The following is a 22,735-nucleotide window of genomic DNA, read 5'->3' on the forward strand; positions in this document are numbered from 1 at the left end:
GCCCCGAAACTGGAGGCCATGGTTCAAGAATTCGGCAGATAAGGCTTTCGCTGCTGGAAAAAGCCGAAGGAAACCCAGCGCTGTCTCAAGGCTTCGGAACAAGCATCGGAGAGATGGTCGCGGCCTGTGCCTCAAAGACGTTCTGCGCATCGAGCGGCAACAGATACCCAGCGTTCACGAGCGCCTGCGCAGCCGCCGCAACCTTCGCCTGATAATCCGCGCGGCCGGCATAAAGCGATTCGAGCGTGGCGCGGCTGTCATGGCCGCCCGACTGCGACGCCTCGTCCACGGCAAGCGGAATGGCTCCGCCGTTCAGCGTACAACTCTCGCCTACCGCGTGATCCTCTCCGCGCAAGTTCCATCCCGCGAAAGTGGCAACCGGCACTTTCACATCCGGCACGAGCACGCCCGCGACCTCGTTGCCGTTGACATCTACCTTTGGTACCAGCGCGGTATAGCGTTTATCGAGTTGCGCTACCGGCACCGCGCGGCTGTAATCGGTGACGAAGAGCTGGTTGAACATGCCCATCTCCGCGATATGCAACTCGACTGGCTTGCCGCCGCTTGGGACCATCACATCGCTCAGATCGGGAAAGCCGGTGGCGGCGCGAGTGGGTGCAACCGCAGTGCCGTCGGCGACGCTCGGATATTGCGAGGGCGGGGGCGTTTTGCCCGTAGTGACCCAGTCGATCAATGCGGGGATAAGGGCGCGCTCCACCGGTGCTTCGGCTACCGGGCTGGCCGGAAGCTGACAGAGATTGCCCGCGGCCGGAATGGTAAAGAGCCCGTCGCCGACGCCGGACCCGCCACCGTGCATGGTCCCCGGCACCAGATAATAGCGAACGTTCGACGGCAGCTTCAGATCGTGGCCACGCCCATCCGTCACCACCAGCGAGGCGCGTGCGCCCCACCATTCAAAAGCGCCGTCGACCTGCATTATGCGCGGGCAGGTGTGCGTCGCCGAGCAGCGCTGCAGCACACCGCCGCTGCGCCCGCTGACCGGGTCCTTGATGGTGTTGTAGGCGAACGGGAACTGGTCGCCAGGTTGCCAATGGTCCTCGTGTTGTTTTGACCAGCGGCCAGGCTGCGAAAAGCTGCTATTGATCCAGGTACGGCGCGAACCGGAGATGATCGGCATCATCCCGTCGAACACCCGGCGGCCGTGCGCATCGCGATTGAAGCCCTGATAAAGGAAGTCGCGTAAAAATCTTCCGGACTGCGAAATTCCTTCGCCGATTGCGAGATCCACCGTCGCCGGAGGATGCGCCGGACATGATGCCGCAACGCAGGGCGCAGACTTCAGATCCGCGATCGGGTTCGCGTGACCCTCGGCGTCCACCTGGTCATAGCGCAGGAAAGAGATAAGATCGCGCACCGCCGCGAAGCCGATTCCGTTCACCCGCGGATCACGTGCGCGATAGACAAAGCTGTAGATAGTGCCGGCGTCGGCTGGCACCGGTTTTTCGTCTGGTCCTGGGACGCTGGCAGGCGGAGTGAAGATTACCGTGCTGTGTCCATCCGTCGTCTGCGCATAGTGCCAATCGGCGACCGCCACGGAGGGCGCGGCATAACTCTGGTCACCAGGATCGGATGCGCCGTAATGCGTCAACCACGATTGCCGCGCGGTGAGGGTGACGGAATCGTGGTCCGCAGGATCAGCCGGCGGATAGGACAGCGCAATCGTGTTGGCCGCGCCGCCCGCATAGTCAGGAATGTATTCTTCGCGACTGATCGCAGTGATGGGTGCGCCTTTATCGCCGTGCGCGGTGGGAAACGCAGTGCCAATCGGCGCGGCGGCGGCGATAGCTGGAGTGCCAGTCTGCGGCAGGTCTCCCTGCCAGCCGCTCCACACTACTGTGACACCGCCGCGCAGCAGCGAGGGGAAGGTGGCGGGCGGCGGCTCCGAGCCGGTGAGTGCACCGCCACCGATGAACGACGGAATAGCAAGCTTGTTGCCGCGATTGACGACGTCATAGAACAGCACGCGCTTCGCATCCGCGGCATGAACTGGCCGCAGGATCACGACGTCGGTGCTGTAGGCGACGCGCCCGTCCGCCTCGCGCGGCGCGTTGCGCAGATCGGCGATGCGGGCATTCGCCGGGCTGTTCGGATCAAGCTCGCCATGCGCGACGGCAGTAATGACTTCGTACGGTCCGGTAGCGCCTGGCGGCGTTGCACCGCCATACGCAGGTGCAACCGAAAGGATTTCGAAATTCTGAATGAAGACAGCCACTGGCGGCGGGGTGGCGATACCACGCTCGCAGAAAGCGGTGAGCACAACGGCGAGAGTGAAGGCCTGCCATGCGCGTGTTTTCATAGCTGGTTATCCGACCCACTGCGAGGTTGACTTGCTAACGAAGCACCGCAAATACCCGCGCGTTCAAGCGATCATTTTCGGTTGACGTGCAGCCTATAAATCTCAATGCCCGCGTAGTCTACACGGAGTCTTCACGATGGGTGGGCGGTGGTATTCGCTGCAGCGCGCCGTATCTTGGCGCCCATGATTATGAGCGTAGACTCGTCCGGCCTGACACCCATGGCAAGCACCGACGCTCGCAGACGCTCAGTTAGGGGGCGCTGCCGGCTCGAATCCATTTGCCTTCAACGAAGCTTGCGCGGCGGGTCCACTGAGCCAGGTAAGCAGCTTCCTCGCCCCATCCGGAGACCCACTGCTCACGCTGGTTCCCGCCGCATAGGTCGTCTTGAGCTGCAAGTCTTCAGGGATCGGCCCGACCAGGGTGACGCCATGAACGGGCTTGATCTCGCTGATCTGCCCGAGTCCGACCGACACCTCGTCTCGCGCTATGGCTTCCATCGCGGTCTGCCCTTCCGGGTAGTATTTAATCTTAGGTCCCACTTTGTCTCCGAGTCCAAGACGGTCGATCAGCTTCGCCAGGTAGACTCCAGATGTCGCGCCAGTTGCCGGATCGGCCATGCCTATCGATGGTGCGTCGAGCAAGACCTTCGCGAATGCGTGTTCATCCGCGATGCCAGGCAGGGCGGCGCCGGTCTTCACCGCAAGACCGAGCCGTACGCGCGCGATGTCTTTCTCCGAGTCTTCCGTCACCAGGTGGCGCGCGGCCAGATCCGCAAGCTGCTTGGGCGGGAGAATAACTAGGTCGAAAGCCTGGCCCGACACGGCCCGGTCGTGGATCTGGCCAGCGGTACCGTAGACCAGGCGCACATGATCGCCGCTCGCCGCCAGATATTGTTCAGGAAGGTTCTCAAGGGCGCCTTTCATCGCCGCCGCCGAGAACACCACCACATCGGCTGCATGCGCTGGTTGCGTTGCGGCAAGCAGTACGCAGATCAAAAGTTTCGCCTGGCCTTTCATTGCAATAGAACTCCCTATAGGTCTCGTTGCATTTTATAGGCACGCATGCAACCGCCGCTCTGGCCGCTGACTGGGTAAGGCTAGCAAGGGACACTCCACCCCGGCAGACAGATCGTTGACAGAGTCAAAGATGCAGGGTTTCCGATGGTGGATTGCCGCAATCGTTTTGCAGGCCATTCCCATAGTCAATCGGCGCACTCAACGCATCGTCAACGTCAAGGTCATCGACGCACACGATGTTGATTCCTCTGTTCGACAACGAACCCGCGATCGTCGAGAATCGCACAGGGACGCTAGCGTAGATGCATGCACCCTTTCATCCGCATCCTGTTCACTCAACTGACCGGAATCTGCATTGTGATGATGACTTGGATATTCATAGCTTTGCTAGCTGCTGGCGTCATCGTGTGGCGCGTTTCCAGCTATCGCCGTATCTTTGCCGACAGGCATTTCGCAGACGTGGCCAGAATAGTCGCGCAGGTAAAGGCTGCCGCGTTAGAGCATGGCGACGGCGAATATCTCCCGGCGGACGATCCTAGGGCACGAATCACAACCGCTGGGTTGGCATTGGTGTACACGATCAAGCAGCGGGACGACCGATTTGTCCACCACTATTCGGTGAGCATCCCCGGCAGAGTGACATCCCACGCGGTCGGCGAGCGGTTCATCCTCTTCGTCGCGACACTACTGGGTGTTCCTTTCGACATTCTTGCTCTTAGTAGCGTTGAGTCATCCACTGTCCATCATGCGGAATTTCAGCTATCGCAGCGCGAGCAATCGGAGTTCGCGAGGCAATCCGTTCCTGAAGTGACAAAAGTCGAGATCGCGGCATTTCTCAAGGAGTTCCACGAAGCGGGCAAAGAGCTTCACTGGATGCGGGTCAAGTAATCAGAAACTGTTCTCAACGTGTTTACCTGTGCCGCAGCCTTGCGGCTGGAATAACGAACGACAAGTTTTTACGTGAAGCCCGGCTAAGCTGAGTTTGCAGGTTTTAGTGATTTCGCCCCCGACAGGGGGCAACATGTTTTAGCAATTCTGAATTGCTCAGAGCAGCGATTTGCAATCGCTAGCGCCTCACTTGTTGTCCGGGATCGACCCATCCGTATCGTTGTGCGGGCCTTCTACGCCATCTCTGCGGTTCATGCCGGGCCGGTCGATGTGCCCGGTTTTTAGTACCTTCTCACATGATGTCTCAGGTCTTGATAGGGTGACGTCTCCATCCTAAAAAGACGGCCGGAAAAACGGCTTACGGAGACGTAAATGAAGTTCTCACATTGTCTTGAATCATCAGTTATCCTTACATTTACTTCTGGTGCAGCTAGAACGACATCCGCCTATGCCGCGGCGCCCGTCAAGCTGGTCACCGAAGAAGCAATGGTGGCATCGCCGCAGCCGGACATAAAAATATATGTCCGAAACAAGCATCCGGCCAATCAAACGCATTTTGACGCCGCTCATACGCTTGTGTTCGTCCACGGCGCCACGTATCCCGCCAGCACGGCGTTCGATCTCGAACTGAACGGCATGTCGTGGATGGATTACATGGCTAGACGCGGCTTCGATGTCTACTTGCTCGATCTTCCCGGTTACGGGCATTCAACGCGTCCTGCGTCCATGGACCAGCCGGCTGACGCTGGGCAGCCCGTGGAAACGACTGCACAAGCGGTGCAGGACTACGCCGCTGTCGTCGATTGGGTGCTGGCGCGCAAACACCTGACCAGGCTGGATGTCATGGGATAGTCGTGGGGCACGACAATTGCCGGCGGTTTCGCGGCCGCACAGCCGGAGAAGGTGAATCGCCTCGTGCTTTACGCATCGGTTTGGCTCTCACATGATGCGCCGCCAACGAGCGATGCCGCCAAGCTCGGCGCGTATCGCATGGTCACTGCGGAGATGGCGAAAGAACGCTGGTACAAGGGAGTGCCCGAGGACAAGCGCGCGGACCTGATTCCGCCCGGCTGGTTCGACAAGTGGCAGCAGGCGACGTGGGCGACGGATCCGAAGGCGGCATCGGCCAACCCGCCAGCCCTGCGTGCGCCCAACGGCGTGACGCAAGACATTCGCGGCTACTACATGTCCGGTAAGGCGACCTACGACCGGGCAAGATCACGGCGCCGACGCTCATGGTTCAGGCGCAGTGGGACCAGGACACGCCACCTTACACGTCGCAGGCCTTGTTTCCGCTGCTGACCGGTACCCCGTGGAAGCAATACGATCTGATCGGCGAAGGGACGCACACGGTCATCATGGAGAAAAACCGGCTGCAACTGTTCAACGCGGTGCAAACTTCCTCGAAGAACCCGCGCCGCGTCAGTCAATCCAGTCTTGTCAGCGTTGCACCTGAGCGGCCGGCACCGCTGCCGGCTGTTTTTCCGCACGCGGAGCGATGTACTCCAGGGTCTGTTCGCACCAACGAGCGGATCATTATTCATTGAACTCGAACTGCGTTCTAGGGTTTCGTTAGACCCGGGTTTCAGCGATCGATTTCCTGAAGATCCTTCGCTGACGGTAGCGCTCCGCACATTGTGTGCGAGCGCTGCTTTTTACCGGCTGCGCAAATCGTTTTGGACGGCCCGCCTGCGATCTCGGGAGGGGTACAGCAACTCCTAAAACCGGGCGACTTTGAGTTTCGACACGGTTTTGGTCAAACCGAAACATCCGATTGCTGGGTCTGCAAAATCGCGTTGTTGACAGCGGCTACTCAGCGGCACTTGCCTGGAACATATTCGCCACCTGCGAGCGGCCCGGTCACCGGGCCCCGCACCGGGGTGTTAGAAATACTGTACCAAGGGTCGTTCAGTTCGATGCGCCGAACATCCGTTCCGGTCAGCCAGACGAAGCGCTTGCCGACGACAGCCTTGTCCCTTGCAGCAAACGAGTCCCAACTGCAGCACGGCGCGCCGGCTTCCGTTGAATAGATGGCGAACACGGTTTTATCTCCGAGTCGGCCTTGCACGATCGTGTCCCCAAACGGGCCTCTGCAATCGTTAATGCCCTCGAGTCGGGGCTGGTGCCTGGAGAAATGATAGGTCTGCAGTGTGCCGGCATGGTTGCACCGATAGATCAAATCCTGCGCCACGCGCTTTGCCACGAAGGTTCGACCGCTATCCTGGTCAGTGAAAACGACGTGATCCAGCGGACATGTGGTCGTTGCCAGCGCGAGCGGGCAGCCGATGCATGCGATGAGGCCGGGAACGATTGAGCATATGAACCGGGAGATCTTCATGGTGTGGTTGTCTTCGGTCTCATCCTCGATCACCGCTGTAGTACGAACAGCCAATCACTAGCAGACGTTGACCATGCGACACAACTGTACCTAGTTCTGCGGATTCGCTTTCTCCAACAAAACTACCACCTTTCTGCCGACGACCTTCGCATATTTTCTTGTAATAGAGAGGGCATGGAATGTCTTCCTGTTCGACGGCAATGGAATCCGGAGGGTAAGCATGCATGTGCAGTCTCTTCGCAAGTTTGCCCGAGTCGCTGGAGTTTCCCGCCAGATATACCCAGAAGAAATCGGTTCCCGCTGTCAGCATGGCAACCTTCGCTGCATCAAGACCGAATACTTTTATGCCGGGAGACAGTTCGTAATCGGTCTCCATCGAGGTATCCTGGATTTCCGCTATACCTAGCTGGCCTGCTGTCTTTTCATCTGCTGCGAGCGCGCTCATGACCCGCTCCCAGTCTTTGTTATCACATTGGACGGCTTTCTCCAATGCCGCTCCCAGGTCCTTTTTTGAGCCGATCTGGCTGTCACCCAGTGCGGATGCGATGGCCAACTGAGTGACCATCGTGAGAGTGACAATTGCGTTTGCTTTAAGGAGTCTCTGCCCAACTGGCATACCCAGCCCTCGGTTTTCGTGTTTTTGTCCCTGACTGGCAATTCGCCAGAAAAGCGTTACAGGCAAGAAGACCTTCATCTGCCACCTCTAAATTCTGTCGGCGGCGCATCAACACCGGTTTCCAGTTCATGGAAAGAGTATTCTCTGCCGAGGATCGTGTGTCGGCGCTGCCGTCGAGGGAAATAAACGGACAGCAGGGTATCGCTTGCTGGATTCACACTAGACAATCATGCGAAAAGTCACTCATATACGCTTCCTTGTGATTCTCGTGATGCTACATACCGGTTGGGCGCACGCCGCAAGCTTCGATTGCCGTAGCGCCAAAACCAAAGTTGAGCATCTCGTGTGTGATCACGCGGAGCTCGGTCATCTTGATGATCAGATGGGACGCAATTTCGAGACCACGCTCAGCGAGGCAGCCGACCAGTCGTCGCTTCTTCAAACTCAACGCGCCTGGATAAATACGCGCAACCGCTGCACCGATGTTGCCTGTCTCGCGCAATCATATTCGGATCGACTCGCGGCGCTCAACAACGTTAAGCCGGCGGGATGGAAGACCTACAGTGACCCGGACCTCGGCGTTTCATTCGAGTACCTCGGGAATCGCGAGGTCAAAAAACCTTGTCCACGACGATTCGACCAGCGCTGCGTGGCATTGGTGGGGAGAAATATGGGCATCAGCGACTATATTATTGCGTTTGAAGTGGCAAATGGTACCTTGGAGAAAGTCGCTACAGATCAAGGCGGATTCGCACTCGATGACGGTAAATGGGTCGCTGTCGGCGGTCCCGGTGTTGCCGAGGAAGTCGAAACCTTTAGTGGTCGCGGCTGGAAGGGCATGCGAATTACTCGTGCCTGCGAAGTTTTCGACCCTGAATCCGGCCCGCATACCGGTGGTTGCTTCAATGCGGTTATCAGTAACAGCACACGGGCAGTTGTTGTCGACACGGAAGGGTCAATTGGTGACGACGCAGACACCGCGCGCAGCGTGGAGTCGATCCGGTTTACGAAATAGACACTAGCGTCGCCAAGCGACTGTGCGAGGCCTTGCGTCGTTCGACACACCCGCGATTTGTAATACGCGTCTGAAGGTCAATGTCAGCACTCTTGTTGCGGCCGCTGGACACAACAACGACCGTCGCCGTTCCGGGTTGTCGCGGATATCGGCCGTAACTGGTTACCAGTTTCTGTGCGGGTCGCACGAGAGGGCCGTTACTCCTGGCCGACGTCGCTGATGTCATCCAGTCGATCGACCGTCGCGAGCCAATGGCAGCGATCCGGGTCGCTCGCTTCGCGACAGTCGTTCTCCTTGTGGCTTACCCATACACGCTCCTCGATCCGTAACGACGCCGTTTTTCTGTCGGAGTCCTTCCCGGAGAAACGGGACATGGCATTCTGATAGGCCAAATTCAGTGCGCTGTCATCACGTCTCAGCAGAAAGGCATACGGCCGGTTCGGATTGAATGATGGAACGTCCGAGAGCACAAAATCCGTGTCCGGGTTATCCGAATACCACCCGTTCGCGACGCCGACGATAAGCTTGATTGATCGTTGGAATAAGGGCAGCGTGATGTTGGACTTCCATGTCAGCACCGCATAGTTGCTGGCACCATGCGTATCAAGTACACGCACCTTCACCGACTCGACCGGAATGCCGGTGTCCCGAAGTTGCACCGCGAAACAGGAGCCGACAACGAATTGCACGTCGTCCTTGAAGTTTGAAGAACAACTTCCCGGCGGAGGTAACGACGTGGTGATCCTGCCAGAGTTGTCTTTATCTGAACTGTTATCTGTCACCTTCACAAGGAGGGAGACGCGATTCCGATTCACATCAAGATTCGCCGCTTCGATGTCCACGTGCAACGTAGACTCGGCAAAGGCGGCAGTCGAAGAAAATCCGAGGACGAGTGCAAGAAGCGGAATAGCGAAACGGGTCATTCGCACAGGAGGTCCGTATGTTGTTTAGTGAGTTTTAAGCCAGGCATCACCGCGGTTCGCCTGCGAGGAGCAGAAAGATTCGGATACCCGATCCATAGCGCCGCGGCAATGTCGATGCATGAGAGAAAGCGGACTAACAGGATCGCAATAATGGCACATGCGATAAGCCTGGTGTGCACAACGAAGTGTTTTTCTCGTCACATATTCAGGGCGCATCAAATCATCTCCGCACCGGTATGCGGCCGATCCGAGTGGCGATGCGAGGTTCAGGGATATACCGCACTGTCGGCTGTTATCCGACGCAGGTGGCAAAAGCGTTGACAATCCTCCGAGACAATTGCTGGTTGACTATCGCGACAGAGCAGTTCGTAACGTCAGGTGGAATTGCAAGAGCATGCTGCGGCAGGCAGATCTTACCTGCTGCCTGCATATGCTCGATGGCAAATGCCAGCGGCGGTTAAAGCTTGCTCTTGTCCGCCGCCGGGCTCTGAGCGTCCGCGCTGGATTGGTTGCCGGTGTACTTAAGGCCTTCGAGTTCCTTCGGTGCGGTTTCCGGATCGTCGAGCGTGGGTGTGACGTGACCGACCAGCGGTCCCATCGTGGGCGATCTTGTCTGCGACCGCGCGTTCTTTCTCACTCGATACCTTCGCTGGATAGTAGTCGGGCCATACCTTGTTGATGATGGCCATGTCCTCATCCAGTTCCGGGAGTATTTTTGCGGCAGACTCAGACGTGTGGGTCATTGCCAGTGCCCTGAGCTTGCTCCGCAGGCTGAACTCGGCCCCTCGCACATTCGCAAGATACGCAATCGGGAGCATCGCCTCGGAATACGTCTCGCTCATGTTCGAATTCAGGTTGGACAGGCCGCCAATACCGAATAGCCCGATCGTCGCCATCAGGGCGACGCAAAGCCCAAGCGCCAGCACGATCTTGAATCTGATTGTTTGCAGAAAGCCGCCCATTTTTTTGACTCTGGAAAGGTTAGGTGAGTTTTTTTCGGGAAAACCCAAAATTAAAAGCCGATATAAAGAGATCGCAAAACAATCAATGGATACGTTTCCGGAAAATGTCTCAACAACTACAGCAGGATGAGGCAGGGATATGCCGAGTACCGGCCAGAAAAGTTTGTTAAAGACAAACATATTGCTCTGCGAGCCATCGGATATGGGATTTCGTAGAAGAGCCGGCCGACGCGCATCTCGACCGGTCAGAAGGCGGCGCGACCGCGTAGCGCACGGGCGAAAAAGACGCGCGATGCAGTCGCGGCCGCTGTCCGCCTGCAGTGCCAATAAATACCACGCTAGAAGTAAATTCTATTCTCTATAGATAATTATATTTGATGGTCATTTCGTATACTCGGTCGTTCAAGTTGGCACTGGACGAACCGGTAGTCGCTGGATAGTTCGCCATTCATACAAATCTACTTATTAACCAGGAGACGAAATGATACGTGTTGCTTGCCCGATTGCCTTAGCTTTCTGTTTCGCCCTCGCCTTAAACCATACCGCAAGTGCCCAGCAAGCCACCCCGCCGCCTCTGGAAACGTCGCAGAATGCCGCCAACGCGGTGGCAGGGCCGCGTTCCGTGCCGGCTAAGGTGGTGCCCGTGCCGACCGACGTCGGGCCGGCTGCCCAGGCGTTAATCGCCGCACCCTACCGCTTGCCAGCCTGGAATGCCAACCCTGCAACTGCCGGTGAATGGCGCGCGCTGGTCAAGAAACTGGCCGATGCTTCGCTGCCCGGATTAACCAAAGCACGTGCCATGCTCGGAGTGACTATGAAGCCTACAGTGATCGGTGGGGTGAAAGGTTTCATCTTTACTCCCAAGTCTATGCCGGCCGCCCATCGCAACCAGTTAATCATCAATGTTCACGGCGGGGGATATGTCTATGGTCCGGGCGAGTCGGGCACCGCCGAAGCGATGCTGATGGCAGCGTACGGCGGCTACAAGGTCATCGAATTTGATTACCGCATGCCTCCGGACGCGCCCTACCCCGCGGCGATGGACGATGCCATGGCCGTCTGGAAGGCCGCACTGAAAATGCAAAGCCCGCGACGCATGGCAATCGTGGGCACGTCGACTGGCGGCGGAATGACGCTGGCTATGATTTTGCGCGCCAAGCAGGAAGGCTTGCCGCTGCCCGCCGCCATCGCTCCTGGCACGCCTTGGGCCGACTTGACGGAGACGGGCGATAGCTATAAAACGAATGAATGGGTGGACAACGTTTTGGTAAGCTACAGCGGTTACCTTAGTCACGCTGCAGCCCTGTATGCGAATGGCCACGACTTGAAGGATCCCCAGCTATCCCCGATTTACGGCGATTTCCATGGCTTCCCCCCCACCATTCTGACGACCGGCACGCGCGATCTGTTTCTCTCCAACACCGTACGCACCCACCGCAAACTACGCGAAGCAGGCGTGCGCGCCGAGCTAGAGGTCTTCGAAGGTTTCTCGCATGCGCAATACCTCTCCGATCCCACTGCGCCGGAAACCAAGGAAGCTTTCCACGAGATCACTGAATTTTTCGATCAGTACCTGGCCAAGTAGTCCTTCGGTCTTTCGTGTCAGGCGGCCGGCCCAGGCGTGGCTACACGAACAACTGGATAATACTGGTTGTTCGTGGCAGTTGAGAGTAGCGGTTGCGCGCAGGATCTTTCCGTCTCCCGCAGCGGAAAGTCCTGCATGGGTACAGGTGCGGCACCGCCCGACCATCAATGCGCGGTTCTGGTTCGTGCCTGACTCTAATCCCTGCGTTCGAAACATGGACCAACTGGGGCTATCGGTCACAACGCCGCGCATGCAGTCGAAGCGTCGGCCGCTTGTAAGAAAAATCATTTGTCGTGCAATGGAATAGTTGCGCGCTGTTGATGTTTACCTACGGTGACTCTGCCTGGTCGCGTCCGGCCAGGAGTCCGACTTACCAGGTGGCCCATTTTTGCTCATCGGTCTCGCGACGCGCGTGCTGTAGGCGACAACGAATCGCAAGGCCGCGCCTTGGCCTTTCTGACAATGGGCAGCCTCATCAATCGCCGGAACGAATATCCCAGTGGTTACCAGGACGGCCAGGGCACAACTGGTTCGGTTTCCTGATGTGCATTAGGCCACTCTCAGCTCAACAGTCCTTTATGGAGCATCCATGTCTATCCGTTTGAAACTTGGCATTACCCTCGCCGCGCTGGCTTTTGCCGGGGACGCGCTCGCTCAGATGCCCGCCAGCAAACTGTCGCGCATCCGAGGCGAGATCGTCTCACTCAACGGCGACGTCCTGACAGTGCATCGCCGTAGCGGCGATACCGTTACGGTCGATTTGAAACCAGCCGTCAGTGTGTCGGCAGTCAAACTTATGCAGCTTGCCGACATCAAACAGGGCTCGTTCGTCGGCACGACCACGATCACCGGCACTGACGGCAAACTGACGGCCACCGAAGTGCATGTCTTCCCGGAATCCGCGCGCGGCACGGGTGAAGGTCACTACGCGTGGGACCTGGGTCCGAACAGCTCGATGACGAATGCGAACGTCGACACGGTCGTTCAGGGTACCAGCGGCCGGAACCTGACGCTGTCGTACAAAGGCGGCAGCAATGAGGTGACCGTGCCGCCCAACGTACCCGTCGTGACTTTCACGCCGGCCGCACGCACCGACCTGACTGCGGGAAAGAAGGTGTATGTCGTTGCGACGGCCGCATCGCAGGGTGCGTTTGTGGCGCAGCGCGTGGTGGTCGAAAAGGATGGAGTCGTTCCGCCGATGTAATCGGTTGGCGGTCGCATAGATGACCTGCCCGCTAGCTAGCGACGTTCGGAATAGTAGGTCTACGGGACCGCACGCACGGGCAATGAGCGCTCTGGATAAACCCAGGAGACCACATCGGGACGCGTGTTGGATGATCGCAGACGTGCGTAGTCCGAATCACTTATGCCCTTTGCGTGAGGCAGTCGCGGCCAGCAACAGCCATTCGCGCGCGATATTATCTTGTCGTTCGAATGGCTGTACCACGTTTTTGAACAGACCTTCAAAAACTAACGAGTGGACATCCTTGACCACGACACCTTTTGATTCTTCAATTCTGTTGACACCACGTATCAGGCTTGAGACTCTTGTCGCAAGCCATGCAGCAGTAATGTTTGACGGACTTGCCGACCCCGTTGGGTATCGTTACATTCCGCAAGAGCCGCCGACAAAACTGGAAGATTTGGCGGCCAGATATCGGAAGCTTGAAAACCGCCGCTCTCCTGATGGTACCGAGGCTTGGTTGAACCGGGCGCTAATTGGCCTTGATGGCAAAGCGCACGGCTATGTTCAGGCGACGGTCAACCTGAATTCAGAAGAGGCTTTTATCGCGTATTTCATATTTTCGCCGAGTCAACGTCAAGGCTATGCAAGGGAAGCTTTAGACGTACTCCTCCCTGCTCTTCGCAAAGCCTACGGCATAGTTCAGTCCAATGCGGAAATCGACACACGGAATGTAGCGTCAATTCGACTCGTCGAATCCCTTGGTTTTGTATTCACTCGGCACGTGCAGAATGCTGACGAGCTCAAGGGCTCTATCAGCGATGAATATCATTATTCGCCCTAGGAACCAATGTGTGATCCGGCGCGTCGCAAGACGATGAGTTCATCCTCCCACAACCGGCGACTGTCGGGCTGAGGCCGCGACCATCACTCTCGCGGCCGTGTGCAACGAGGATGTCCTTCATCCGAAGTCGGACAGGCAATAACCGTTGCCAGCGGTCGACGCTCATGTCATCTGCCAGCGCACGACCAATGTTGAGCAACAGAGAGATCAACAACACTGGAGACATAACATGGGTGCAATTTCACGGGCCGCGCTTTCGCGCGGCCCGTTGCTGGCCGTCTTGTGCGTTATGGCATTGTTCGGATGCGGCGGCACCGTCAATGGGCCTCCCGGCGCTGGACAGACCCCGGTCGCGGCAAGTCAGGGTATCTATAAGATCGTAATCAATTCGAGCAGCGATCCGAACGGCCCCAGCCAGAATCCTACGTTCGGTGGCGAATCGTTCGGCAGCGTCGGCCCTTACGAAAAAATACGCGGTATTGCGTTCGGTCGCCTCAATCCTGCCGATCCTCATAACTCCGGCATCGTCGACATCAATCTGGCGCCGCGCGATTCGAGTGGCATGGTCGAATACTCGATGGACTTCTACGTCCTGCGGCCGGTCGATCTCAGCAAGGGCAATCACAAGGTTTTCTACGAAATTGAAAACCGCGGCAGCAAGATGTTTGGTGCCTTCGACGAGTCATCGGGTGGCAACAATCCGACCACGGCCGCGGACGCCGGCAACGCGTTCCTGATGAATCAGGGCTATACGTTGGTATGGACCGGCTGGGATCCGGGCGTCGCGCCTACTGGCCAGCCCGTGCAGCTCGATTCGGCCGACAACCTGCTGCGGATCAGTCTGCCGATTGCGAAGAATGCCAGCGGCTCGTCGATCACCGGTCCGGATTACGAATACCTCGAAACGGACGATGCGACGACGACCTCGATGACGCTGCCGTATAACGCGAATAGCACGGACACCACGCAGGCGACGCTCACGGTCAGGCAGCATTTGACCGACACACCGCAACCCGTCTCTTCGTCCGGCTGGACCTTCACCGCGCCGAATAGCATTGCGCTGCTTCCGGCGGCCACGCCTTTCCAGCAGAGTGCGATCTACGAACTCCAGTACACGGCCAAAGACCCGTACGTGGCGGGAATCGGCTTCGCCTCGATTCGTGACTTCGCCTCGTTCCTGCGCGGTGGGCAACCGGATACGCTCGGCACGCCGAACCCGCTGGCGGGCCAACCACCCTCACGCATCGTCAGTTGGAGCCTGTCCCAGCCCGCCCGGACCATGAACGACTTCATCTGGTTAGGCTTTAATCAGGCCGTGCCCGGCAACAAGGCGTTCGACGGTGTGTTCAACTGGGTGGGGGCTGGCGATGGTGTCGACATGAACGTGCGCTTCGCGCACACCCAGCCGACCGAGCGCAACCGGCAGGACCACCTCTATGCCGAGGCGAGCTTCCCGTTCTCATATTCGACCCTCACCGATCCGTTCACCGGCAAAACGGATGGACGCGACATGAAATGCACAGCGACGGGTACCTGTCCGCTGATCATGAACATCGATTCGGCGAACGAATACTGGGTGAAGGCGGGTTCGCTGCTGCATACCGACCTGCAGGGCAACGACATCCCCGATCCTGTGAACGTGCGCAACTATCTGCTGTCAGGCTTGCAGCACGCCAGCGGCGCACCGGCCAATTCGCTCGGCATCTGCCAGCAGTTTGGCAATTCCACCGATCCGAATCCGGTGCTGCGCGCGTTGTTCGAGGATCTGGATCAGTGGATCGATGGTACCCAGCCGCCCGCCAGCGCGGTCCCGAGCCGCAGCAACAGTACGGCCATTTTCACGAGCACGGGGCCGTTCTCGCCGCTCGGCATCGGTACGATTGCGCAAAGCACGCTCAACTGGCCGACGATTCCCGGGGTGCTGTATACGGGCCTCGTTACCGTGCGAAACCGCTTCAACTTCGGGCCGCAGTTTTCGTCGATGGGCATCATGAGCATCAATCCGCCGCAAGCGACCGGGCAAGTCTATCCGTCGTTCGTCTCGACGGTCGATTCGGACGGCAACGAGGTGGCCGGCATCCGTTTGCCGCCCGTGGCGGCACCGGTCGCGACGACGACGGGATGGAACCTGCGTAGCGCGGCTTTCGGCGGCAACGACGGCTGTGAATCGACCGGTTCGCTGATTCCGTTCGCACCGACGGCGGCGGCACGCACCGCCATCGGCGATCCGCGGCCGTCGCTCGTCGAACGCTACGGTACGCATGCAGGTTACGTCGCGGCGGTCACGGCGGCTGCCCAGGCACTCGAAGCGCAACGGCTGCTGTTGCCGGCTGATGTGCAGACGTATATTACGAATGCCCAGGCGCCCGTCACGGTGATCAGTAGTCCGGTGTACGGTTCGTACACATTCTGAGGTGTACAGGCACGCCACGCGATTGACGCTTGGCGTGCCTGTGAGCAGCAGCACGGGCTTGGCGATGAAGGAATCGCTGTACTCGTAACTTCCGCTTCAGAATTTACTGGTGCTTTCTCCATCCGCGAAAGAGAAGCCGACGCGATCGCCAGGACGAGCAATCCAGGTCCTACAAGGCGTTTCATAAAATCTTCCTGTCAAATCCATGTCGGGCTATCAGGCTAGCCAGCGCTCACACAGGAGACCCTGCGCAGCCGTGAAGGTGCACTGCTCGGTGCATAGGATCTGTACGTGATGGTGTCGCTGTATGCCCGACTCCTCTGGGCATACAGCGCCCGGTTGTCACCCTTCAAATGAAAGTCGGATAGGGCATGCTGCTCAAAAAACTGCTCAGATTACTGCCGCTGTTTCTCACTCTCACGATGTTGATTTCGCTCACTGTCTCCGTCGCGCTCATAGAGGAGGTAATCGCTGTGTACGGCCAGTCCGACGTCCACGCGACGTGCGCAGTGACCACGCTGCTTGTCTTTCTTCTTTCCTCAAGCGCGCTGTACTGTCTGTGCACCGACGAGCGCGGTCACACTGGCAGCGGCGCTGAACGTCGCGAAAAAGCTGGTTCGCTTTCGCAACCGGTGCGTCCCGCTGACGTGCGGTGGGTGCGTGGCGCACGACGTCCACACGCGCCCCGCGCGACCCCTGAACAACCGGCCCGCGGCACGCAGAACTCCCCCTTGCCAACGATCAAGGCCTCGTCTTACAACCAAAGCAGCCGTTAGATCGGCAGGATCATTTTTTATCATCTTCGCAACGGCCCGCGCACGCGGCGTTGCATTCCACGATCGTTCCGCTGGGAAGCCGTCAGCAGAGCGCATCGCATTCCGTCCTTTCCAGACGCCACGCGTGGAAAGCGGATTCTGAAACACCCCCCCACGCAAATTCCCCTGCTCCGCTGAGGCATGTCCTTCACCGTAGCAGTACGACCTCCTTTCAAACCGCCTGTTCAAGGCACCAAGGAGGAATCATGGATAAGCAACAGTACGCCGCCACTCGCGAGGTTCAACAGTCTGTTGCCCGGACTGTCGCAGGTAAGGTCACGGCGCAATTCGGTGCGACTTCGCGGGACGAACGCGACACGCTTGAGTACGCGTTCAGCGCCTACGGCTTTCTGATCGAACGCAACGAGCATCTCTCACTCGTCGAGTTCGCCGAGCGCATTTCCCGGAACTTTGACGCGACAGTCCCGCGCAACGCACGAAGTCGTGCGCGTTTTGCGTCATTGCGCGACCCACAAGGTTGTCGAGAATCTGGCGACTGACGATGTTTCGCTGAAACAAAGCACCGGTTCCGGCAGCATCTCACCGCGCAACACGATAACCCATCGCGTCTCAGCCTATACCGACGAGAACCATACCGTTCGTGTCGAACGCATGGTCGACGCGACGAATCCGCATAAAGCCGCAGGAATTTTTGCGGCGTAATTTAACCAGTCGATCTTTCCGGGGCGCAAAGAACAGCCCCGTACGGAAGGCGATCAACTCTACAGCGTCATGTCCTTCGGCTGGACGGGTCACGGACAGAGAATTCACGTCTATACGCCCTGACACGCCTTCCGTGAGTCCGGGACGTTGTCTGCACCCTGCAATCTTTAGCGGCCTCTCCACCGCCCGCCATCACGCCCCACCTCTCCTCCTCGGAGAGTACGGGCTGCCGTGCAGCGACATCCGACTGGCCTGCCGCCCCCCCGAATGCTCTGCGTTTCCTTTCTCCACGTCCACCCGGGCACCATAAAGGAACTCTCATGACCAGCAACGAAACCGCCGCACCGGACCTGACCGACTCGCGCTATGTCGATCAGTTCAATGCCTCGTGGCCAGCAAAACCCGTCTCGATGATCGTAATCGAATACCACGGCAGAGGTGATCCGTTCTTCGGTGGATCGGCTGACGACAGAACGCCTGGAACCGACGGCCTGATCAAGGTGCGAGGTTCGGCTGTCAAAACTGCAAACTTTGCCACCCTCGAGGAGGCACACGCCGCCGCGCTTCGCATCCGGAACCGGCGAGCCGACTCGCGACTTGGCGTTGCCCCGAGCTGGCGGCACGACTCCTGACCGGACCCACGCGCCCTTTCACAGCGCGCGTGGGCAGATCAGGCCCGCGGCCAAGCACCTTTGCGTTCTGCTGAGATTCACTCATCAGAGCGCAGGCGCTCTCTCCTCACTTAACCGCCTGTCATCAGGCATGAAACCGGAGAGATCCTATGAACAAGCAACTGAAGTCTACCCTGAGCATTGGCGCAGCCGTCATCGCGACCTGCCTCACGGGTTGCACGATCGCCGTGCCGCCTCCTTCCGCAATGATGTTGGCGCCTGCGCCGGGAGGAACAGTCCTCATGGGCGGGCGGAGCTGATCGTCAACTAGTCGTTGCGCAACCTCGACGTATCGGGTGCCAGCCGGTGCAGCGCGACGCTGCGCTATTTCAATCCGGAGGGTACGCGTGAGAGCGGGCTGATTGGCGAAGATCCGGCTGGCATTCCGAGCACTCTGCCGCCGTGTGTAGCGCGGATCGCTGTCGGCAAGCTCGGCAGGCTTCCCGTGTTCGGCGGCGACTACGACACTCCGGATGGCACCGGTGCGACTACATTCGTGTGGTCAATCTGGCGCGTGGGCACCTGGCCGCACTCGATACGCGGGTGAAACAGGACGCGAGTTTTGTTGTGAACCCGGGTACGGATCAGGGGTGCAGCATGCTCGACGTGGTGCGCTCGCTTGAGAAGGCTTCGGGCCGCCCCGTACCGTACGAGATCGTGGCGCGGCGCCCCGGCGATGTGGCGTCCTGCTATGCGAATCCGGCAGCCGCAGCGAAGCTGCTCGGATGGCAGGCGCAGTTCGGTATCGAGCGCATGTGTGTGGACCACCGGCGCTGGCAGGAAAAGAATCCCCACGGCTTTGCCTGAGCGCCCCCCGCAAGCCCTCTTAAAACGTCAAGGCTGTGTGCAAGCTGGCGACAGCTGCGGCGTTCAAACGGATCTGATATTGCTGCGAGTAGTCGAGTGTATAGCCGGTGAGCGTACCGGGTGCGGCGACAAGATACACATTGCCACCCAGTACGGTCCCCGCCTTCACGAGACTACCCGTATACACATTGCCATAGAGCTCGTAATAGGTCCTGTAGGCGGGCATCGTCAAATCGGGGCGCACCACCGAAGCGACATACGTCGTGACGCCGCCGACCGACACCACACTGCCGTTAATCAGCGTGTAGGTCGTGCCGTCCTCGCTTGAGGCAATGCCTCCCGCGGCCATCAACGTTGCGATCGTCGTACCCGTCACGACCGGCGTTGGCGTGTTGCCCGTCGTGGTACCGGTGAAATCCTCTACCGTGTAGGTATCGGCGAGCTCAGTCGAGGTGTATTTCAGATATTCGGCACCCGCCCCCCAGACCGCCGACGCACTGAGCAGCGACGGGTTGTAGTAAAGCGCATTGAACCATTGCGCCAGATCACTCGGAGCGGCCGCGACGGCTCCGCTCAAGGGGACCACTGAGAGATTGCTGCGCAGTTGGCTATCGACAACCGTCACGCCATCGACGGCGAGACTGTTGACCTTGATGCCAGTGCCTTGGTAATTCACAGAGTTCAACGATCCAGAGCCTACATAGATTGCACCGTTGATTAAATACCGGCCAACCGGAAGGGTGCTCGGAACAGTCAGCGAATTGGCAATCGACACCGGCGGGGTGCCGTTCAGTTGCTGCGCCCCAGCGGTGGACGGCGACGCGGCAATCGACGCATGCGATTGAAACAGAAAATTGGTGCCGCTCACTGGTGTCCCCGAAGCCGGCAACGACCATTCGATGTCGTATGAGGCATTCGGCGCTAACGTGAACTGTTCGAATGCTTTCTGATCCGCGCTCAACGCTGCCTGGTTAGCAGCCGGAGGCGAGCTGCTTCCGCCTCCCGGGCCACACCCCATCAGCAGAGCCGACAAAACAACCGCGATAGCAACCCCTGGCCGACTGACTTTTTTCATTTTTCTCGGCCACGGGCCTAGTGTTATGTTTGTGGACTGTTTTAGCCGGAATAGACATTCCGGAAAACCTTACCAAATATATCATTTCCACAATCGAACACCGGCTTGAGGATTACCAGGGTGGGGTTCTTTTTACGCGCATCGGTCAGCATCCCGCCCCATGGCCTTGCTGGCGGCCGTCGAGACGATGCGACTGCGCTTGACGGCGCCACGTCGGCCTGCTGATGCCGTACCGTGCCACTTCGCCCGCACACGCCGACCGGTAGAATTCGGCGCGACCGGCAGATCCGCCACCCAGCCAGCCGAATGGTTCGAGCTTGCGCCCTGCACCGAAACCGGCAACGACGGCGGTCGAGCCTTGAATAATTCGCTCTGCAAATCACCTGCACTTTCGTGGACCGACGGCAGGTAGACGCCGGACAAGCCTTCGTTGAGATCTGCCGCCGCAGCATTGACGCCCGCCTGCAGTTCGCCCACATGCTGGCGAACGGTACGGTCGACGGTAGTCTGCATATCGCCGGCAGCCCGCTCGACACCGTCCTTGAATTTGCGCAGATCGTCCATCCGGATCTGCTGATCCACTTCCGCCTGCACGATAGCGATGTATCGCTGCGCCCGTCCTAGCAGCGTGCCGGCGGTACGCGCAACGCGGGGAAGTCTCTCCGGCCCGAGCACCACCAGCGCGACAGTGCCGATGACGGCCAGTTTGGAAATGTCGAAATCAAGCATGGCAACCGTATCTCCACGTTGCTGGACTGAAAATCAGGCCAACGGACTCATTGTTGCGAAGCAGTACGACGCGTCTGCGCGTCGATAGCAGGCTCGGCAGGAATCGGGGCCGTCTGCGCCGCAACGGCTTCACTCTCCTGCAACCCTTCCTTGAAGCCTTTGATTGCGCCGCCCACGTCCGAACCGAGGTTGCGGATCTTCTTTGTACCAAAGACAAGCGCGACGATCGCCAGAACGATCAGCCAGTGAGTAATGCTGAGGCTACCCATAATCACACTCCTTTCGTTTGCATGGAACCGACCCGCCAACCACACCTGAGTGCTACAGGTCAGGCGCAGATCGTAAGGCGATTTGCATCGGCCGTGTATCAAACGTGCTTATAGCTTCCGCAATAATTCCTGATTGGTTATTCGTGCACCAACTTTTTAATATTTGCGCCACGGAACGAATGACGACGGTCCCGCCCGTGCAGTGAGCCTCATGTCGACCGACGGTTCACTGCAACACGGAAGCTCGCCGGTTCTGCCCTGCATCCTGCGTTACACGGGACTTCATCCCGGTCACCAGGAATTGACGAAAAACGGATAGTTAGGAGAAGAAAGCATGACTGATATGAAACGTCGCAGTGTCCTGGCCGGAGCAGCCGCAGGGGCGGTCGCACTCGGTGCGTCGGCAGCTGCCAAAGCCGCGGAATTCGGCAACCCGGATCGTCCTGCGCAAGGAAGTATCAACTCGACGCCTGCTGCGATTTCCGAGCCCGGTCCGCAGAATCCGCAACTGCGCGACGTTTTGCCGTCGTTCAACAACCCGCCACCCACCGATGTCGGCGGCATGCCGATTCCGTGGGCATCGTTCAACGAAGCGCACAAGCGCATTCAGGCGGGTGGCTGGGCACGCGAAGTGACGACGAAGGCGTTCCCTGTATCAAAGGACATCGCCGGCGTGAACATGCGCCTCGGACCGGGCGGCGTGCGTGAACTGCACTGGCACCAGCAGGCCGAGTGGGCCATCATGGTCAGCGGCGAGGTTCGTATCACGACCATCGATACCAGGGGCCGCGCTGAAGTCGCCGATGTCCAAAGCGGCGACATCTGGTACTTCCCGCCGGGTCTTCCGCACTCGCTGCAAGGGCTGGGCGACAACGGCGGCGAATTCGTGCTGGCGTTCGATAACGGCGCGGCTGGCGAATTCAACACGCTGATGGTAACGGACTGGTTCGCGCACACCCCGCCGGAGATTCTGGCCCAGAACTTCGGTGTGCCGGCCGAGAAATTCAAGGAAATCCCGCTCGACCAGCTGTGGATCTATCAGGGAGCAAAGGCCGGTCCCCTCGCAGCAGATCAGGAGTACTGTGCGTCGCCGGCAGGCCGCCCGGATCACCCGTCTATTTTCCGTATGGGCTCGATGGCGCCGACCATTTCGAGCGCAGGCGGCGAAGTACGCATTGTCGACAGCCGCAACTTCCCGATTTCGAAGACCGTGGCAGCCGCACTCGTGACGGTGAGGCCGGGTGGTCTGCGTGAATTGCACTGGCACCCGGACAACGATGAATGGCAGTACTTCATCAAGGGCACCGGCCGCATGACCGTGTTCAATACGGGCCCTGCGGCACAGACGGTGGACTTCAACCCGGGAGACGTGGGCTACGTGGAGAAAAACCTCGGTCACTACATCAAGAACACCGGTAAGGACGATCTCGTGTTCGTCGAGATTTTCAAGTCGGACCACTTCTCGGAGGTGACCCTGTCCCAGTGGCTGGCTAATGTGCCGCGTCAAATGCTCAAGGAGCATTTGCGCGTCGACGATGAAACCCTTGACGCGATCCACAACCTGAAGCAGCGCCGCGACGTGATTGCGTAAGTACGACAGTCCTG

21 protein-coding genes and 1 pseudogene are annotated in these 22,735 nt (G+C 58.8%); 13 read left to right on the forward strand and 9 right to left on the reverse strand.

Going from position 1 to position 22,735, the window contains the following annotated elements:
- Positions 1-85: 85 nt before the first annotated feature.
- Both P3T20_RS06000 and P3T20_RS06005 read right to left on the reverse strand, forming a co-directional pair.
- The gene (locus P3T20_RS06000; protein WP_429286359.1) at positions 86-2,317 is read right to left on the reverse strand and encodes an alpha/beta hydrolase domain-containing protein; all 2,232 of its coding nucleotides are present in this window, start codon (positions 2,315-2,317) and stop codon (positions 86-88) included.
- 246 nt (positions 2,318-2,563) lie between these two features.
- A complete protein-coding gene (locus tag P3T20_RS06005) occupies positions 2,564-3,334 on the reverse strand; it encodes a molybdate ABC transporter substrate-binding protein (protein ID WP_429286360.1) in 771 nt (256 codons plus the stop codon).
- Positions 3,335-3,640: 306 nt separating this feature from the next.
- Between P3T20_RS06005 and P3T20_RS06010 the strand changes: the two genes are divergently transcribed.
- From P3T20_RS06010 to P3T20_RS06020, 3 genes are all read left to right on the forward strand, one after another.
- Positions 3,641-4,222 carry a hypothetical protein gene (locus P3T20_RS06010; RefSeq protein WP_429286361.1) on the forward strand — a complete coding sequence of 194 codons (582 nt, stop codon included), beginning with the start codon at positions 3,641-3,643 and terminating at the stop codon, positions 4,220-4,222.
- Positions 4,223-4,594: 372 nt separating this feature from the next.
- A complete protein-coding gene (locus P3T20_RS06015; protein ID WP_429286362.1) occupies positions 4,595-5,074 on the forward strand; it encodes an alpha/beta hydrolase in 480 nt (159 codons plus the stop codon).
- A 383-nt stretch (positions 5,075-5,457) separates the two neighbouring features.
- Positions 5,458-5,769 (forward strand): hypothetical protein, encoded by a 312-nt coding sequence (locus P3T20_RS06020; protein WP_429286363.1) that lies wholly within the window; start codon positions 5,458-5,460, stop codon positions 5,767-5,769.
- A gap of 266 nt (positions 5,770-6,035) precedes the next feature.
- Here the strand turns inward: P3T20_RS06020 and P3T20_RS06025 are convergent, their stop codons facing one another.
- A complete protein-coding gene (locus tag P3T20_RS06025) occupies positions 6,036-6,560 on the reverse strand; it encodes a hypothetical protein (RefSeq protein ID WP_429286364.1) in 525 nt (174 codons plus the stop codon).
- 19 nt (positions 6,561-6,579) lie between these two features.
- Positions 6,580-7,254, reverse strand: a complete 675-nt coding sequence (locus tag P3T20_RS06030; RefSeq protein ID WP_429286365.1) for a hypothetical protein — start codon at positions 7,252-7,254, stop codon at positions 6,580-6,582.
- 151 nt (positions 7,255-7,405) lie between these two features.
- Here P3T20_RS06030 and P3T20_RS06035 point away from each other — a divergent pair, with 151 nt between their 5' ends.
- Positions 7,406-8,191: a lysozyme inhibitor LprI family protein gene (locus P3T20_RS06035; RefSeq protein WP_429286366.1), complete on the forward strand. Its 786-nt coding sequence runs from the start codon at positions 7,406-7,408 to the stop codon at positions 8,189-8,191.
- 197 nt (positions 8,192-8,388) lie between these two features.
- On the opposite strand, the gene P3T20_RS06040 is transcribed toward P3T20_RS06035, so the two are convergent.
- Both P3T20_RS06040 and P3T20_RS06045 read right to left on the reverse strand, forming a co-directional pair.
- Positions 8,389-9,114: a hypothetical protein gene (locus P3T20_RS06040; RefSeq protein WP_429286367.1), complete on the reverse strand. Its 726-nt coding sequence runs from the start codon at positions 9,112-9,114 to the stop codon at positions 8,389-8,391.
- A gap of 521 nt (positions 9,115-9,635) precedes the next feature.
- Positions 9,636-10,256: an MCP four helix bundle domain-containing protein gene (locus P3T20_RS06045; protein WP_429286368.1), complete on the reverse strand. Its 621-nt coding sequence runs from the start codon at positions 10,254-10,256 to the stop codon at positions 9,636-9,638.
- 301 nt (positions 10,257-10,557) lie between these two features.
- Between P3T20_RS06045 and P3T20_RS06050 the strand changes: the two genes are divergently transcribed.
- From P3T20_RS06050 to P3T20_RS06085, 8 genes and pseudogenes are all read left to right on the forward strand, one after another.
- Positions 10,558-11,661 carry an alpha/beta hydrolase gene (locus P3T20_RS06050; RefSeq protein ID WP_429286369.1) on the forward strand — a complete coding sequence of 368 codons (1,104 nt, stop codon included), beginning with the start codon at positions 10,558-10,560 and terminating at the stop codon, positions 11,659-11,661.
- A gap of 589 nt (positions 11,662-12,250) precedes the next feature.
- Positions 12,251-12,865: a hypothetical protein gene (locus P3T20_RS06055; protein WP_429286370.1), complete on the forward strand. Its 615-nt coding sequence runs from the start codon at positions 12,251-12,253 to the stop codon at positions 12,863-12,865.
- A gap of 283 nt (positions 12,866-13,148) precedes the next feature.
- A complete protein-coding gene (locus P3T20_RS06060) occupies positions 13,149-13,688 on the forward strand; it encodes a GNAT family N-acetyltransferase (protein WP_429286371.1) in 540 nt (179 codons plus the stop codon).
- Between the two features lie 229 nt (positions 13,689-13,917).
- Positions 13,918-16,101 carry an alpha/beta hydrolase domain-containing protein gene (locus P3T20_RS06065; RefSeq protein ID WP_429286372.1) on the forward strand — a complete coding sequence of 728 codons (2,184 nt, stop codon included), beginning with the start codon at positions 13,918-13,920 and terminating at the stop codon, positions 16,099-16,101.
- A 371-nt stretch (positions 16,102-16,472) separates the two neighbouring features.
- Positions 16,473-16,877, forward strand: coding sequence for a hypothetical protein (locus tag P3T20_RS06070; RefSeq protein ID WP_429286373.1), 405 nt, complete (start codon positions 16,473-16,475; stop codon positions 16,875-16,877).
- Positions 16,878-17,122: 245 nt separating this feature from the next.
- On the forward strand, positions 17,123-17,416 hold the full coding sequence (locus P3T20_RS06075; RefSeq protein WP_429286374.1) for a hypothetical protein: 294 nt from the start codon (positions 17,123-17,125) through the stop codon (positions 17,414-17,416).
- A gap of 483 nt (positions 17,417-17,899) precedes the next feature.
- Complete coding sequence (locus P3T20_RS06080; RefSeq protein WP_429286375.1) at positions 17,900-18,211, forward strand: hypothetical protein; 312 nt, start codon at positions 17,900-17,902, stop codon at positions 18,209-18,211.
- Between the two features lie 274 nt (positions 18,212-18,485).
- Positions 18,486-19,057: pseudogene (locus P3T20_RS06085) on the forward strand (GDP-mannose 4,6-dehydratase); the annotation flags it as partial.
- Between the two features lie 19 nt (positions 19,058-19,076).
- Here P3T20_RS06085 and P3T20_RS06090 read toward each other — a convergent pair.
- The 3 genes from P3T20_RS06090 to tatA all read right to left on the reverse strand — a co-directional run bounded on the left by P3T20_RS06090 (position 19,077) and on the right by tatA (position 21,130).
- A complete protein-coding gene (locus P3T20_RS06090; RefSeq protein WP_429286376.1) occupies positions 19,077-20,132 on the reverse strand; it encodes a hypothetical protein in 1,056 nt (351 codons plus the stop codon).
- A 132-nt stretch (positions 20,133-20,264) separates the two neighbouring features.
- The gene (locus P3T20_RS06095) at positions 20,265-20,861 is read right to left on the reverse strand and encodes a Sec-independent protein translocase subunit TatA/TatB (protein WP_429286377.1); all 597 of its coding nucleotides are present in this window, start codon (positions 20,859-20,861) and stop codon (positions 20,265-20,267) included.
- A gap of 47 nt (positions 20,862-20,908) precedes the next feature.
- A complete protein-coding gene (gene tatA / locus P3T20_RS06100) occupies positions 20,909-21,130 on the reverse strand; it encodes a Sec-independent protein translocase subunit TatA (RefSeq protein ID WP_429286378.1) in 222 nt (73 codons plus the stop codon).
- 334 nt (positions 21,131-21,464) lie between these two features.
- On the opposite strand from tatA, the gene P3T20_RS06105 reads away from it, so the two are divergent.
- Positions 21,465-22,721: a cupin domain-containing protein gene (locus P3T20_RS06105; protein WP_133891140.1), complete on the forward strand. Its 1,257-nt coding sequence runs from the start codon at positions 21,465-21,467 to the stop codon at positions 22,719-22,721.
- The last annotated feature ends 14 nt before the right edge of the window (positions 22,722-22,735 follow it).

This window comes from Paraburkholderia sp. GAS206C (assembly GCF_050435645.1).
Taxonomy (GTDB): Bacteria; Pseudomonadota; Gammaproteobacteria; order Burkholderiales; family Burkholderiaceae; genus Paraburkholderia; species Paraburkholderia phenazinium_B.